Origin of the sequence: Pedobacter jejuensis (assembly GCF_003725795.1) — a bacterium.
Lineage (GTDB): Bacteria > Bacteroidota > Bacteroidia > Sphingobacteriales > Sphingobacteriaceae > Pedobacter > Pedobacter jejuensis.
The window spans coordinates 286,953-300,098 of the sequence record NZ_RBEE01000043.1 but is presented as its reverse complement, the minus strand read 5'-3'; the positions used below and the strand labels follow the sequence as shown (position 1 = coordinate 300,098).

Annotated in this window: 14 protein-coding genes and 2 tRNA genes; 8 read left to right on the top strand and 8 right to left on the bottom strand. The window is 36.0% G+C overall.

The features are described from left to right. Positions 1–4 precede the first annotated feature (4 nt). The 6 genes from D7004_RS17900 to D7004_RS17875 all read left to right on the top strand — a co-directional run bounded on the left by D7004_RS17900 (position 5) and on the right by D7004_RS17875 (position 2,658). Positions 5–307, top strand: coding sequence for a hypothetical protein (locus D7004_RS17900; protein ID WP_123207188.1), 303 nt, complete (start codon positions 5–7; stop codon positions 305–307). A 1-nt stretch (position 308) separates the two neighbouring features. Continuing rightward, entirely contained in the window at positions 309–590 is a 282-nt protein-coding gene (locus D7004_RS17895) for a hypothetical protein (RefSeq protein WP_123207187.1), read from the top strand. A 2-nt stretch (positions 591–592) separates the two neighbouring features. Further along, positions 593–1,312 (top strand): M15 family metallopeptidase, encoded by a 720-nt coding sequence (locus D7004_RS17890; RefSeq protein WP_123207186.1) that lies wholly within the window; start codon positions 593–595, stop codon positions 1,310–1,312. A gap of 158 nt (positions 1,313–1,470) precedes the next feature. Next, complete coding sequence (locus tag D7004_RS17885; protein WP_123207185.1) at positions 1,471–1,818, top strand: hypothetical protein; 348 nt, start codon at positions 1,471–1,473, stop codon at positions 1,816–1,818. Next, the gene (locus D7004_RS17880; RefSeq protein ID WP_123207184.1) at positions 1,815–2,462 is read left to right on the top strand and encodes a hypothetical protein; all 648 of its coding nucleotides are present in this window, start codon (positions 1,815–1,817) and stop codon (positions 2,460–2,462) included. Before D7004_RS17885 ends, D7004_RS17880 begins: the two co-directional genes overlap by 4 nt. Positions 2,463–2,585: 123 nt before the next feature. Further along, a tRNA-Lys gene (locus tag D7004_RS17875) sits at positions 2,586–2,658 on the top strand. 33 nt (positions 2,659–2,691) lie between these two features. On the opposite strand, the gene D7004_RS17870 is transcribed toward D7004_RS17875, so the two are convergent. From D7004_RS17870 to D7004_RS17845, 6 genes are all read right to left on the bottom strand, one after another. Next, positions 2,692–2,907, bottom strand: coding sequence for a hypothetical protein (locus tag D7004_RS17870; RefSeq protein ID WP_244214370.1), 216 nt, complete (start codon positions 2,905–2,907; stop codon positions 2,692–2,694). A gap of 32 nt (positions 2,908–2,939) precedes the next feature. Further along, positions 2,940–3,242 (bottom strand): hypothetical protein, encoded by a 303-nt coding sequence (locus D7004_RS17865; protein WP_123207182.1) that lies wholly within the window; start codon positions 3,240–3,242, stop codon positions 2,940–2,942. Between the two features lie 44 nt (positions 3,243–3,286). Beyond that, positions 3,287–4,594: a tyrosine-type recombinase/integrase gene (locus D7004_RS17860; RefSeq protein WP_148042833.1), complete on the bottom strand. Its 1,308-nt coding sequence runs from the start codon at positions 4,592–4,594 to the stop codon at positions 3,287–3,289. A 13-nt stretch (positions 4,595–4,607) separates the two neighbouring features. Next, a tRNA-Asp gene (locus D7004_RS17855) sits at positions 4,608–4,681 on the bottom strand. A gap of 105 nt (positions 4,682–4,786) precedes the next feature. After that, positions 4,787–5,860, bottom strand: a complete 1,074-nt coding sequence (gene prfA / locus D7004_RS17850; RefSeq protein WP_123207180.1) for a peptide chain release factor 1 — start codon at positions 5,858–5,860, stop codon at positions 4,787–4,789. Positions 5,861–6,472: 612 nt separating this feature from the next. After that, positions 6,473–7,216 carry a UDP-2,3-diacylglucosamine diphosphatase gene (locus D7004_RS17845; protein ID WP_123207179.1) on the bottom strand — a complete coding sequence of 248 codons (744 nt, stop codon included), beginning with the start codon at positions 7,214–7,216 and terminating at the stop codon, positions 6,473–6,475. Positions 7,217–7,539: 323 nt separating this feature from the next. Between D7004_RS17845 and D7004_RS17840 the strand changes: the two genes are divergently transcribed. Together D7004_RS17840 and D7004_RS17835 are read left to right on the top strand one after the other, a co-directional pair. Then, positions 7,540–8,550 (top strand): NAD(P)/FAD-dependent oxidoreductase, encoded by a 1,011-nt coding sequence (locus D7004_RS17840; protein ID WP_123207178.1) that lies wholly within the window; start codon positions 7,540–7,542, stop codon positions 8,548–8,550. Between the two features lie 63 nt (positions 8,551–8,613). After that, complete coding sequence (locus D7004_RS17835; RefSeq protein ID WP_208646879.1) at positions 8,614–8,907, top strand: 2Fe-2S iron-sulfur cluster-binding protein; 294 nt, start codon at positions 8,614–8,616, stop codon at positions 8,905–8,907. Positions 8,908–9,813: 906 nt separating this feature from the next. On the opposite strand, the gene D7004_RS17830 is transcribed toward D7004_RS17835, so the two are convergent. Both D7004_RS17830 and D7004_RS17825 read right to left on the bottom strand, forming a co-directional pair. Further along, positions 9,814–10,107 carry a GIY-YIG nuclease family protein gene (locus D7004_RS17830; protein WP_123207176.1) on the bottom strand — a complete coding sequence of 98 codons (294 nt, stop codon included), beginning with the start codon at positions 10,105–10,107 and terminating at the stop codon, positions 9,814–9,816. Between the two features lie 287 nt (positions 10,108–10,394). Beyond that, positions 10,395–12,998, bottom strand: a complete 2,604-nt coding sequence (locus D7004_RS17825; RefSeq protein ID WP_123207175.1) for a glycoside hydrolase family 2 protein — start codon at positions 12,996–12,998, stop codon at positions 10,395–10,397. Between the last annotated feature and the right edge of the window lie 148 nt (positions 12,999–13,146).

Here is a 13,146-nt window from a genome sequence, read left to right as displayed (position 1 = left end):
ATATATGAAAAAAGTAAAAGTAAATTTTAAAGAGATTCCAAGATTCATTGATTTGAATGGAATAGACTGTACACCGGCAGATTTAGTTCAGGTACTATCCAATGGGATATTTACCGGTGTAAGTTCAGTTAAACTGGCCATTGAACTTGATGGGATTGCAAGAAAGCTTCACAAAGGTGAAGATGCTGAAGTGACATCTGAAGAGCTTCAAGAAGTGATAAACATCGTAGATGCAATTAAACTTTATGTGCCTTGGTGTCAACGAATAATCATTGATTTTTTAACAAATAAATTAAACACAAAGTAAAATGGAAATTAAAGAAACAACAACAAAATCCTATGGTTCTGACAAGGTTGGAGATTGGAATTTAGATTATCAATGGGAATCGGCTAATGGTGCCAAACCTGCTGGAGTAAAAGTTACAGGTAATAATGGAACCGGTGGTTTTATTAACGGCGACATTAGCCAACCTAATACCAACATCAGTTTTGGTGGCGGAGCAGCTTTTGACTTAGAAGTTACTGCAAGCATCTTAGCTACAGTTGCTGAGGTAAACGCAACATTTGAATCAGCAGGTAAAGGAAAATAGAAATGGATAATTTATCTCTAAAGAGAATTGAATTGCTTCATCCAGATGTCGTTGAAAAGGCAAAGAGAGTTCTTGAATTAATGACTATTGCTCTCACTGGTAGAGCAATAGTCAGATTTACATATACGCTTCGCACTTTTAAAGAGCAGCAGAATTTATACAACCTTGGTCGTACGGTTGTTAATCCAGTTGGAAAAAGCAAAAGTAAACCAATGGGCAATATCGTTACCAATGCTAAAGCTGGTCAATCAATTCATAACTATGGATTGGCTTTTGATATCGCTTTAGTAATCGATGGTAAAGAGGCTTCATGGGACACGGTTAAAGATTGGGATGCTGACGGCATTGCAGATTGGATGGAGTGTGTTAAAATTGCCAAAGCAAATGGCTGGGAATGGGGTGGAGATTGGAAAACATTCCAAGACGAGCCTCACTTTCAATATGACTTCGGTTATTCTTGGCAACAATTGCAGGCCAAGTGGAACGCTGGTGATGTAACCAATGGCTACGTTAACCTTAAACGTATTGCTCCACCAACTAAAAACACTTTCCGTCTGACTACTTCGGTTAACTTCCGCAGACAAGCTGCCATTGGCAATAATGTTATCATGGTTGTGATAAAAGGCGAGTACGTAAATGAAGTTGAAAGGACTGGTACTTGGAGCCTGGTTGAGTACAATGGAAAAAGAGGTTATGTTTCGAATAAATACCTTATTAGATAATGCATTGACTTAAGTTATCGCCAAACTATTAACACATTGCTAATAAATTGCCAACCACAACTTACCTATTCAGGATATTTGTGTTTTAAGAATGGCTTGTTTAAATCCAACCTGCATCTTAAAGAAACATCTAATTAGGTAAATAGAATATTATAACGATGCAAGCGATTCCAAAACCGCCATTTACATTTAAAGAATTTGTGAAGTACCCGATATATGCGGTTTGTTTTCTCCTGATAATTTATTTTATGTACAAGGAATTTATTGAGCAAGGTTTTAAGGCAAGTGAGATAGATAGACTTGAGAAAGAACTTACCCGGACCAAAACAGAAAAGAATGCTCAAATTAATTATTTACAACACCAAGTCTTAATCGACAGAAAAAAGATTGACAGCCTGCAAGGATTGATGTTGAGCCGCACAGATAATTCCTATGAGGAGCTAAAAAGTATGTTAGACTTAACCAATAAGAAAAGTACAATCATAATAAAACCAAAAAGGAAATGAAAAAGTTAATATTTATTGCATTAGCGTTCGTTCTTATATTTCCAAACAATGGATGTAGGATTTTAAAGAATAAAAAGCTTGATAAAAAAACCGAAGATATCAGGTTACAGAATGATGTTCAGGTCAGCTCTTTGGCAGTTGATAGTCTGGCCAGCCTTTCAAAGGGAATTTATAATAAGTCGAACACAACAATTAAAGAAACGATTTCTTATAAATCAGCACCTGAGGAACCAGTTGAGTTAACAGCTAAATTCAGGATCGATACTGCCAACAGCTTAAAGGGTGATACAGCTTTAACATTGATTGATGTAAATAATAATGGCACTACATTAACCATCATCCGGAACCCTAAAACAAATGAGTTGACGGCAAAGGTTAAGACTAAAGGTAGAACTAAGAGCATCCCATTTAACGAAATGCTTATCAATAGAACTATTACTAATGGCCAACAAAGCGGAGACACCAGTAAATCCATTACCTCCACATCTAAAAAACAAAAAGATAGTATTGGTAAATTTAAAAGCTTTGTCAAAAAATCAGAAAGTAACCTTAATAAATCAAAAGATACTAAACCAAGCTGGGTAATTTGGCTTGGTATTACAGCGATTATTGGATTCTTTCTTTGGATTGGGTTTAAAAAATAACTTGATTTGACCCATTTGAGCAACCTTTTGACATTTGTTTAATTTTGTTTCAATTTGTTTTTAAAAAAAGTTTGTCGGAATTATATAAATTTCTATATTTGCCCCTCCTTAAACAAGAGGAATGATTCCGTAGCTCAGCTGGTAGAGCATTACACTTTTAATGTAGTGGTCCTGGGTTCGAATCCCAGCGGGATCACAGAAAGCCTTACAGAAATGTAGGGCTTTTTTGTTAGGTATGCTTTTTTAGTATTTCTTCAAATAGACTTTCATGGACCAAATAGAAACCTTCCACCGTTTCTACAGGAACCGGCTTATCTTTAGGCTCCCATTCCTTTCTGATGGCCCTATCAAATATATTTTGCTCGGCATCTTCTCTATGCTGATAGGCATTTGTCATCCTTACATTCGCTTCAATAACTTTTTTATTAGTGCATTGAAAGAACATCTTCCTAAATCTATATTTCTTTGAATCCATATTTAAAAAGGGATATCCAGTTCTTCAGGTTGGATTGAGATGTTATGTTTTACTTTCGCCCACTCAATGTCAAACAAACCATTTCTTTCAATTTCAAGCCATTGTTCCGCATTAAAATTGTGTCTTTCAAACGTGCTTATAGTATCACAAACAAACCTGATATTGCTTTGAACAAAATTCGCATCGTAAGAGAATACTCGTTTGTAAAATTCTTTGAGTGCTGTCTTAATTTTGTTCCTTAAAGCAATGTATTCGTCCGGATCTGCCTCGATATATCCTGAAGTGCTTTTTTTAATAGTCCACATAATAATTAAACAATTACTAAATATATTAGTTTTTTTTTAATTGTTTAATAACTAATTGTTTTCCCTTTAAGTTGCTCATCAATGACGGCGCCAAGCTCCCTACAATATTTTTGGAATGAAGCCCAATCAGTATGGCCAGTAAGGAACATTACTTTTTGTGAAGGAAAACCAGCAGCAAGCAAATCGACAACCCTTGTATGTTTAAAGGAATAGATAGTATAATTACGGTCCAAGTTTAAAGCTCTTTTTATTGGCCGGTACAAATCCCTAAAAAAATCATCCGGAAGGATTTTATCTCCAGGCTTTAATGCTCTACTAAAAACAAAATAGTTTGATGGATATTTCTTAATATTCATCTTTAAAATGATATCATATAATTCTTCACAAATTGGAATCGTTCTGTCACCCACATGCTCTCCTGTTTTACCAACTTCGGAACTAACACGAATCTTTCTTAAATTCAAATCAATATCTGAAACTCGAAGTCTTGGTATCTCATTAGTCCGGGCACAAGTGTAGTAAATCCACTTAATGAATAAACTTAGATAAGGAACAGTATTTAGTTTTGGTTGAATGATTTCCCGGACTTCTTTACTGTAGTATTTATTTTGCTCAGCTCTGGAGGTTCTCGTCTCAATCACGCCATCTGCCAGGGGATTTATATCTATTTTCTTTTTCTTATGAAGATAATTGAATGCAGTGATAAGACCTTTTAGGTTATTATTATACGTTCTGGGTTGCCACTCGTTTTCTTCAGAAGTTTCTTCTAAATAAGATTCGATTGTTTCGGTTAAAACATCATTAATGTAAATCATCTGTTTATTTTCCGGATTAGAATTTCTTTTATCTATCCAGAGGATAAAATTCTTCAAGAAAGACTTATATCCATCAATAGTTCTATCTCCCTTGTTTTCCTTACGTTTCTTATCCAAGAACCAATCAAATGAATCGGGGATAGTATCTTTAGAATTTAATACATCGAGTTCTTCCTGAAGCTTCTTTTTAGCTTTCTCAGATTTTACGTTTTCAATTTCATCAAATGGATTATAGTTTAGTTTTGTAAGAGCAATTTCAATCGTCCGACATAAGTTGACAATTTCTGTTTCCTTCTTTATAGGATCCTTAATGTAGTTGATTCCTTCTCGAACCTTGAATCTTTTTAATCCTGGATATTCTTTCCAATCCGGCGGATAAGCATACCAATACTCAACGCACCAATCATTATTAGAATATCTTTTGACTTCGGGCAATTTATACGGACAAATCATATTTCTAAATTTTGTACGTCTCTTGCCCGTTTTGTGGACGGAATTTTCGTTAACGCAAAAAACCGCCATTTCTGACGGTTTCAAGACGTTGTTTGAGCGGAATGGACGGGACTCGAACCCGCGACCTCCTGCGTGACAGGCAGGCATTCTAACCAGCTGAACTACCACTCCGTTTGTTTGCTTTTTAAAAGTTTAAACCTCTTTCCCCTTTCGAGGATGCAAATATAGAGACATTATCCTTATTCGCAAACTTTTTTTTCAAATAATTATAAGTCGTTAATTAACAGCACCTTCTTGCATCTTTTCTGCATTTTCTGCAAACTGAAGCGCACTAATAATCTCCTGAATGTCGCCATCCATTATCGCTGGCAGGTTATACATCGTTAAACCAATACGGTGTTCGGTAACTCTACCTTGTGGATAATTGTATGTTCTTATCTTAGCCGAACGGTCTCCAGTAGATACCATCGTTTTACGCTTTGCGGCAATATCACCATTTTTTTTCTGCAGTTCTATATCGTAAAGTTTACTTCTAAGCATTTCCATTGCAATAACACGGTTACCCAATTGCGATCGCTCTTGCTGGCAAACCACAACCAAACCCGAAGGTTTATGGGTTAGCTGCACTTTGGTTTCAACCTTGTTTACATTTTGTCCACCTGCACCACCCGAACGCGAAGTTTGCAATTCAATATCTGCAGGGTTGATGTATAAATCAATTTCCTCAGCTTCTGGCAAAACTGCTACTGATGCGGCTGAAGTATGCACACGACCTTGAGTTTCGGTATCTGGCACACGTTGTACGCGATGTACGCCACTTTCATATTTTAACTGACCGTAAACATCATCACCATTAACTTTTAAAATTACCTCTTTATAACCACCAGCAGTTCCTTCGGTAACATCAACCGTTTCAACACGCCAACCTTTGGTTTCAAAATAACGAGTGTACATTCGGTATAAATCTCCTGCAAACAACGCTGCTTCATCTCCACCAGTACCACCACGAATCTCAAACACAGCATTTTTAGCGTCTTCAGGATCCTTCGGAATCAACATTAAACGAATGTTACTTTCCATTTCCTCCTGTTGCTTCAATAGCATATCCAACTCTTCTTTCGCCATATCACGCATTTCTGCATCTTTTTCCAGCGTCAGAATTTCTTTGTTGGCATCAATATTACTCATCACATTCTTGTAGATTTTATATTCATCTACAATCTTGCCCAAATCTTTATATTCTTTGTTTAAAGCCGCAAAACGTTTCATATCCTGAATTACATCGGGATTGCTTAATTGCTCTTCTACATCCTCCCAACGTTGCTTTATTGCTTCTAATTTATCTAACATATCATTACTAAAATTGAATTCCCTGCCTATTGTTTTCGCTAAAGACTAAAGAATTGCAAAAATAAGGAAAAAAGCTGAATTAGTTTGAGGGAAGCATAAGAGTAAAATTCCCTAAAATATCAGGAAATAAATATTTGTTAGATACTGGATGCTTTAAGAGATTTTTGGAAACAAACGGTTCTGAAACAATGGCGGCCGAAAGCCCCGCTATCGCTGCAAGTCCTTAACCGACGAAAAATCGGCATCCGGGCTTTTCGCCTTATCGGGTTTAATGTGTATGGTAAATCGCCAGGGAAACTTGGAGTATAATGAACAGCGGTGTAAATTTCGAAAGGTTTTTTGGAAATGAACGGTTCTGAAATAATGGCGGCCGAAAGCCCCGCTATCGCTACAAGTCCTCAACCGATGAAAAATCGGTCTCCGGGCTTTCCGCTTTATCGGGTTTAATGTGTATGGTAAATCGCCAGGAAAACTTGGAGTATAATGAACAGCGGTATAAATTTCAGATGGTTTTTTGGAAACGAGCGGTTCTCATTTTCAATCTCAGCCTCAACCTTAATCTTAACCTCAGCCTCAATCTCGACCTAACCTCTCAATCTTAACCTAAATCCCTTAACCCTTAAAATACTCAAGCTTCAAATTGGCGCCATCAAAAACTGCATAAGAATTGTATCTAAGCCATTCGCCTGTATTTACGTAACGACTTCCATTTCCCAAATCTAAATCCATTGGTAAATGCCTGTGTCCATAAATAAAATAATCAAAATGGTTTTTTTGTAATATCTCTTTAGAATGTATCGCCAGCCATTCATGCTCAACACCAAAAAAAACTTCTTCTGGGTTACTTGCAGCTCTGCTACTGTTGCTCCATTTAGTGGCAATTCCAATTCCTAAGTTTGGATGCAAACGGGCAAACAGCCATTGGCAAAACGGACTTCTAAAAATTTTACGAAGGAATTTATATTTTTTATCGCCTGGCCCTAAGCCATCGCCGTGATGAAGGTAAAACTTTTTGCCTCCACGTTCGATTATCATTTCATCGCTAATTATTTCCAAACCCATTTCTTGCGTAAAATAACTGCGAACCCACATATCATGGTTGCCTTTAAAAAAATATATTTTAATCCCTGAATCCGTCATTTGGGCTAGCTTTCCCTGCAAGCGTATAAATCCTTTCGGAATAACTTTCTCGTATTCAAACCAGAAATCAAAAATATCGCCCATTAAAAACAATTCAGCGCAGGTTGGTTCAATAAAGTTTAGCCAATTAACGATCCGCTGTTCGCGGTTACGACTTTCGGCATAGTTTGGAGAACCTAAATGAAAATCAGATGCAAAATAAATATTCTTACTCATGTACATCTCAAAGGTAAGGAAAAAGCAGAAAGCTTGAAGGATTAAAGAGCAAAGAACAGGGAGCAAAGAATAAAGAACAGAGTTAAAACAAAAAACTTTATTAAAGTCATTTATTACATAAAAAGCATAACAACATAATTCTAGCAGTTCTATAGAGCAATTATAATTTGTTTTAATTATGCAAATACATTAAACTTTTGTTTTTTGTTTATGTTTAGCATACAAAATATTGAATTATACTGCTTTACAAAATTATCTGGAATATATCTAAATAAGAATATTGATAAAGGTTTATTTTGTAACTTTGCATTAAATTTTTTTGAATGATCTCTACTGATATAGCCGTAATAGGCGCTGGTCCGGTTGGTTTATTTGCCATTTTTGAAGCCGGTTTATTAAAAATGCGTTGCCATTTAATTGATTATCTTCCTCAGGTTGGTGGTCAGCTTTCTGAAATTTACCCTAAAAAACCGATATACGATATTCCGGGTTATCCATCTGTATTGGCTCAGGAGCTGGTAGATAATTTAATGGAGCAGGCAAAACCTTTTCATCCATCGTTTACTCTTGGTGAGCGAATTGAAGGTTTAGAAAAGCGTGGTGAGGCAGATTTTGTTTTAACAACAAATATGGGAACCATTATCGAAGCTAAGGTTGTTGTTATTGCTGGTGGCCTGGGTTGTTTTGAACCTCGTAAACCTGCTGTAGAAAACCTTGAGCATTTTGAAAACGGTAAAGGTGTTAATTATATGATTCTTGACCCGGAAAAATACCGCGACCAAAAGATGGTTATTGCCGGAGGTGGAGATTCTGCTTTAGATTGGACCATCTATCTTGCTGAGGTTTGCTCTGAACTAACATTAGTGCATAGAAGCGAGAGTTTCCGTGGAGCTCCTGATTCGGTTGCAAAGGTTATGGCCCTGGCTGAAAGCGGAAAAATTAATTTAGTATTAAACAGCAACCTACATGCAGTGCATGGTGGCGATAAATTGGAACAAGTAGAAATTGTTCAAAATCGTACCATGGAAAAATCGATGGTAGAGGCAAATCACTTGATTCCTTTATTTGGTTTAAGTCCGAAGTTAGGCCCGATTGAAGATTGGAATTTGAACATTAGCAAAAGCGCTATCGAAGTTAATACGGATGATTATTCTACTAACATTCCTGGTATTTATGCAATTGGTGATATTAACACTTACACAAACAAGCTAAAATTAATCCTTTGCGGTTTTCATGAGGCGGCGCTGATGAGTCATAGCGCTTATTCTTACATGAATCCGGGTGTTAAATACACTATGAAATATACTACTGTTAACGGAGTATCAGAATTTTAAGCAGTTTAATTATATTCGCATCTGATATAAAGCGAGCAAATGGAAAACAATATTACGATACACATGCAAGAACCGGATGGTTCGATTACTTCTCATGAAGCGCCCACAGATATGGGCTTGAGTTTGATGGAGTTTTTAAAAGCATCAGAATATGATATTTTAGCTACCTGTGGTGGGATGGCTTTGTGTGCAACTTGCTGTGTAGACGTTTTAGAAGGCGAAGAAAAATTAAATGAGATGACCGATGATGAATATGCAATGTTAGATACCTTGCCCGATTTATTGCCAAATTCTCGCTTGGCCTGCCAATTACAGTTAAACAATAATATGGACGGCTTGAAGGTTAAATTACATTAAAGTTAAAACTCATAAGATAAGATCTAAAAATCCTTGCAGATGTAGAATTTGCGAGGATTTTTTTTGGAAATGAATTGTTCGGTTATTTATAGGATCGGGTGTCTATATCATTATCGTCATGCTGAATTTATTTCAGCATCTTAAATGCTATCAAACATACTTTTCTACTATTGAATCTACAATTAAGACCCTGAAATAAATTCAGGGTGACGACCGCCTTAAATCAGCTGAATTAATTGTTATTTATTAAATCTACCCATCAAGACCCTGAAATAAATTCAGGGTGACGACCGCCATAAACCTCCTGAGCTGAAGTTAAAAAAATATAAATAAACAAAACAGGCGACGCAAATGCACCGCCTGTTTTTATTTATATTTCCATCGTCATGCTGAATTTATTTCAGCATCTTAAATGCTATTTACACATACGTTTTTTCTATTAAATCTACAATCAAGACCCTGAAATAAATTCAGGGTGACGACCGCCTTAAACCAACTGAGCTAAAGTTAAATATATAACCATCGTCATGCTGAATTTATTTCAGCATCTTAAATGCTATCATACATACCTTTTTTCGTTTAAATCTACAATTAAGACCCTGAAATGAATTCAGGGTGACGACCGCCATAAACCAGCTAAGCTAAAGTTAAATATATAACCATCGTCATGCTGAATTTATTTCAGCATCTTAAATGCTATTTACACATACGTTTTTTCTATTAAATCTACGATCAAGACCCTGAACTAAATTCAGGGTGACGACCGCCGGAACTAGCTGAGGTTAAGTTAAATGTATATAAACAAAACAGGCGACGCAAATGCACCGCCTGTTTTGTTTATATCACCACCGTCATGCTGAATTTATTTCAGCATCTTAAATGCTATTTACACATGTGTTTTAACAATTATTCCAAAGTAAGAAACAGATCATCCCAATTAGGATTAAATTCGTTTATCAGATTAATTTTCCAACTTCTTTTCCAGTTTTTTATTTGTTTCTCTCTTATAATAGCTTCTTCAATTGTACTAAACTGCTCAAAAAACCCTAAAGTATTGCAGTTGTATTTAGCAGAAAATGACTTTGGATAAAATTTTTCTTTGTGTTCTTTTATTCTAAAATATAACTCTGAGGTTACACCTATATAAAGTACTGTATGTTTAAAATTGCTTAATATATAAACGCAACCACCTTGCTCCATTGATATTTTATTAAATCAATAATTTAAGACCCTGAAATAAATTCAGGGTGACGACCGCCATAAACCAGCTGAACTAATTGTTTTTTATTTAAACTACAATTAAGACCCTGAAATAAATTCAGGGTGACGACAACCTTAAACCAATTGAGATAAAGCTATTTATTAAATCTACAATTAAGACCCTGAAATGAATTCAGGGTGACGACCGCCTTAAATCAGACGAATTAAGCGCTATTTATTAAATCTACCCATCAAGACCCTGAAATAAATTCAGGGTGACGAACGCATTAATTCACTTCCACCCTTTTTCGTTCTACATTCCAGCCATAAACTTCAACTGCTGTTTTTTCTGTTCCGTTGTATTCTACTGTAATTATTTTATGCTCCCCGGGCAAAACACTTATGTAATTATCATCATAAAACGCGGGAAGTATTCTTTTACCCGTACTGGCATTAATTAATGCAATCCTATTAAAAAATGCCACAGGGTTATTGTTTTCATTAGTAATGGTAACCAACACTTTTCCCTTAACTTTTTCTACCGCTTCAATTTTTGGTAATACAGATTTCATTTTTTGTAATCCTTTATATTCTCCATCTTTTGAGGGAAGCCAATATAAATTATCACTCAAAACTTTCTGTTCTACATTCAGCAACCTTAATGATACAAAAACACCCTCTTTTTTATCTAATTTTTTCAAAAAATCGTTTAACGGAAAAAACCTTCGAGCCGATGAGGCACCTATTGAATTGAAAACCTGAGAATAGAAGTATTCCTTTCCATCCATATCATAAGCTTTTGCCTGCACCATTAAATTATCCAAATTTTTGAAGCCATTATTTACTACAGTAACCATGCTATCAATTGGGTTCATCATAATATGAAGTGGTTCGCTTCCTTTTCTTAAACCATATAAACAGGCATTTGGGTCTAAATAATAATCATACATTTGGCCTCGCATGGCTGTCCAAGGGTTTTGCGTTTTCCAAATAATAGAACCGGTGTACCATTCCCACATGTGCGAAGAAAAACCCTCCATCAAGGCTCTGTATTGGTCGTAATTTACCAATTGAGCTTTCATAGCAAAATCTTTAGCATCCTTCGCCTTACCATAAGGATTTATGTATTCATCATAGCCAATATATTTATGATAATCCCAAACAGAATCTGACTTTTCTTTAAATTGAGGAGCTATCATATTTTCTTTCGGGATAAATCGCTCTAACGATTCGTAGTCACCAACACCTACCGAACCAACTTCAGAATTGTAAGGAAAAGTTTTGTTCGCCCAAAAGCTTAATGGATTTTGTATTCCATACGGACCATCGCCATTTCCACCAATGCTATTGAACGACATTTCATCACTATTAGAAAAATCGTAAAGAATTCTGGTTCCATCTAAACGTGGCAAAATATCATTTTTTAGTGGCTGTAAAATATCTTCGGGAGGTGTTATTTCATTACCACCGCACCAAAATGCCAATGAAGCATGGTTTCTAATCATTTTTACCTGATCTTCAATTGCATTTAAAACCAAGTTATGGTTATCGGGATACTTTCTTCTTGCCCATTGGTCATCCTTTTTCATCGGGTCTATCCACCTTCCGTTACAATCGCCGCTAAACCAAAAATCCTGGAAAACTAGAAGCCCATATTTATCGCATGCGTTGTAAAATTCTGGTCGTTCTAAAATTGCACCACCCCAAATTCGAATTAAATTAAGGTTCATGTCTTTATGGTAACGAACTTCAGCATCATATCTGGCATCTGTAAAGCGAAGCATTGCATCAGAAATAATCCAATTGCCGCCTTTGATAAAAATCTTTTGTCCGTTGACATAAGCACCCATACTTCTGGTTTGCTCATTCCAGATATTATCTATCTGGCGAATGCCAACTTTTAAATTTTCTTCATCAAATACGGTAGCATTGCTGATGAATTTAATTTTTAAATCGTACAAATATTGCTCACCATAACCATTTGGCCACCAAAGTTTAGGATTTTGAACTGTCAAATCATCGAAACCAATCTCAGTTTTTTGATTCGCTTTAATGGTAACTGCTTTTTGAATGGTTTGCCCTGCAAACTGATACAGCAAGGTGCCTGACACAGCTTTGCTTGTGGGGTTTTCTACCTCTACAGAAACCTTTACCGTTGCGGGTTTCTGCTTACCTTCGGCTAAACGCTTGCCAGGAACTAAGGTAACCACATGTGGATTTTGAAGGTTTACCGACTGTGTTTTCTCTATCGTAACTTTATCCCAAATGCCTGTATTTCTATCGCGAGTGGGCTGAATCCAATCCCATCCAGCAGTATATTGCGTAGTTAATCCTTTTGCTATAGTTCCATCACCACCTTGCCCGCCGTTCGGGTTACCAACAAAATCTGGTGGATGAACGATAACGGCTAACCTGTTTTTGCCATTCGCGGCAAGCATTTTAGTGATGTTAAAATGGCTTCGTAAGTGCATTCCTTCTATTGTAGTCAGATTAATCTTTTTACCATTTAAGAAAATATCTGCCTTATAATTTATGCCTCTAAATTGCAGCCAAACTTGTTCGTTTCCAATCGCCTTTTCATCAAAATCTTTAACAAACCAATAGGTGTAATAAGCATTCCCGGTTTTATAAACATCGTCAATCCGCTCATTATTTATACCATAAAAAGGATCTGGAATTTTTTTATTGTTTAATAAGGTTGTTAAAATTGTACCCGGAACAGTGGCTGCCATCCAGTTGTTTATAGTGAAACTTTTCGTTGAAATCTGACTTCCATTAGCATTTACATCTTTAACATTGGCGCAAACCCATCCCGAGTTAAGTTCATAACGTTGTTGTGCATTGGCAAAAAAAGGAAGGGATATCAGCAGGAGGATTAAAAAATTTTTCATTAAAAGATTAGATTTGTTTGGGCACACAAAGAAAGTAAATTATAGCGAAAATGAATAAGAAGCTGTTTGATTATTTGTTTCAGCACGATGCTAACCAAAAGAATTTTGTTGTACAAAACTTTCAATTTAGGTTTTTGAAGAGGAATGA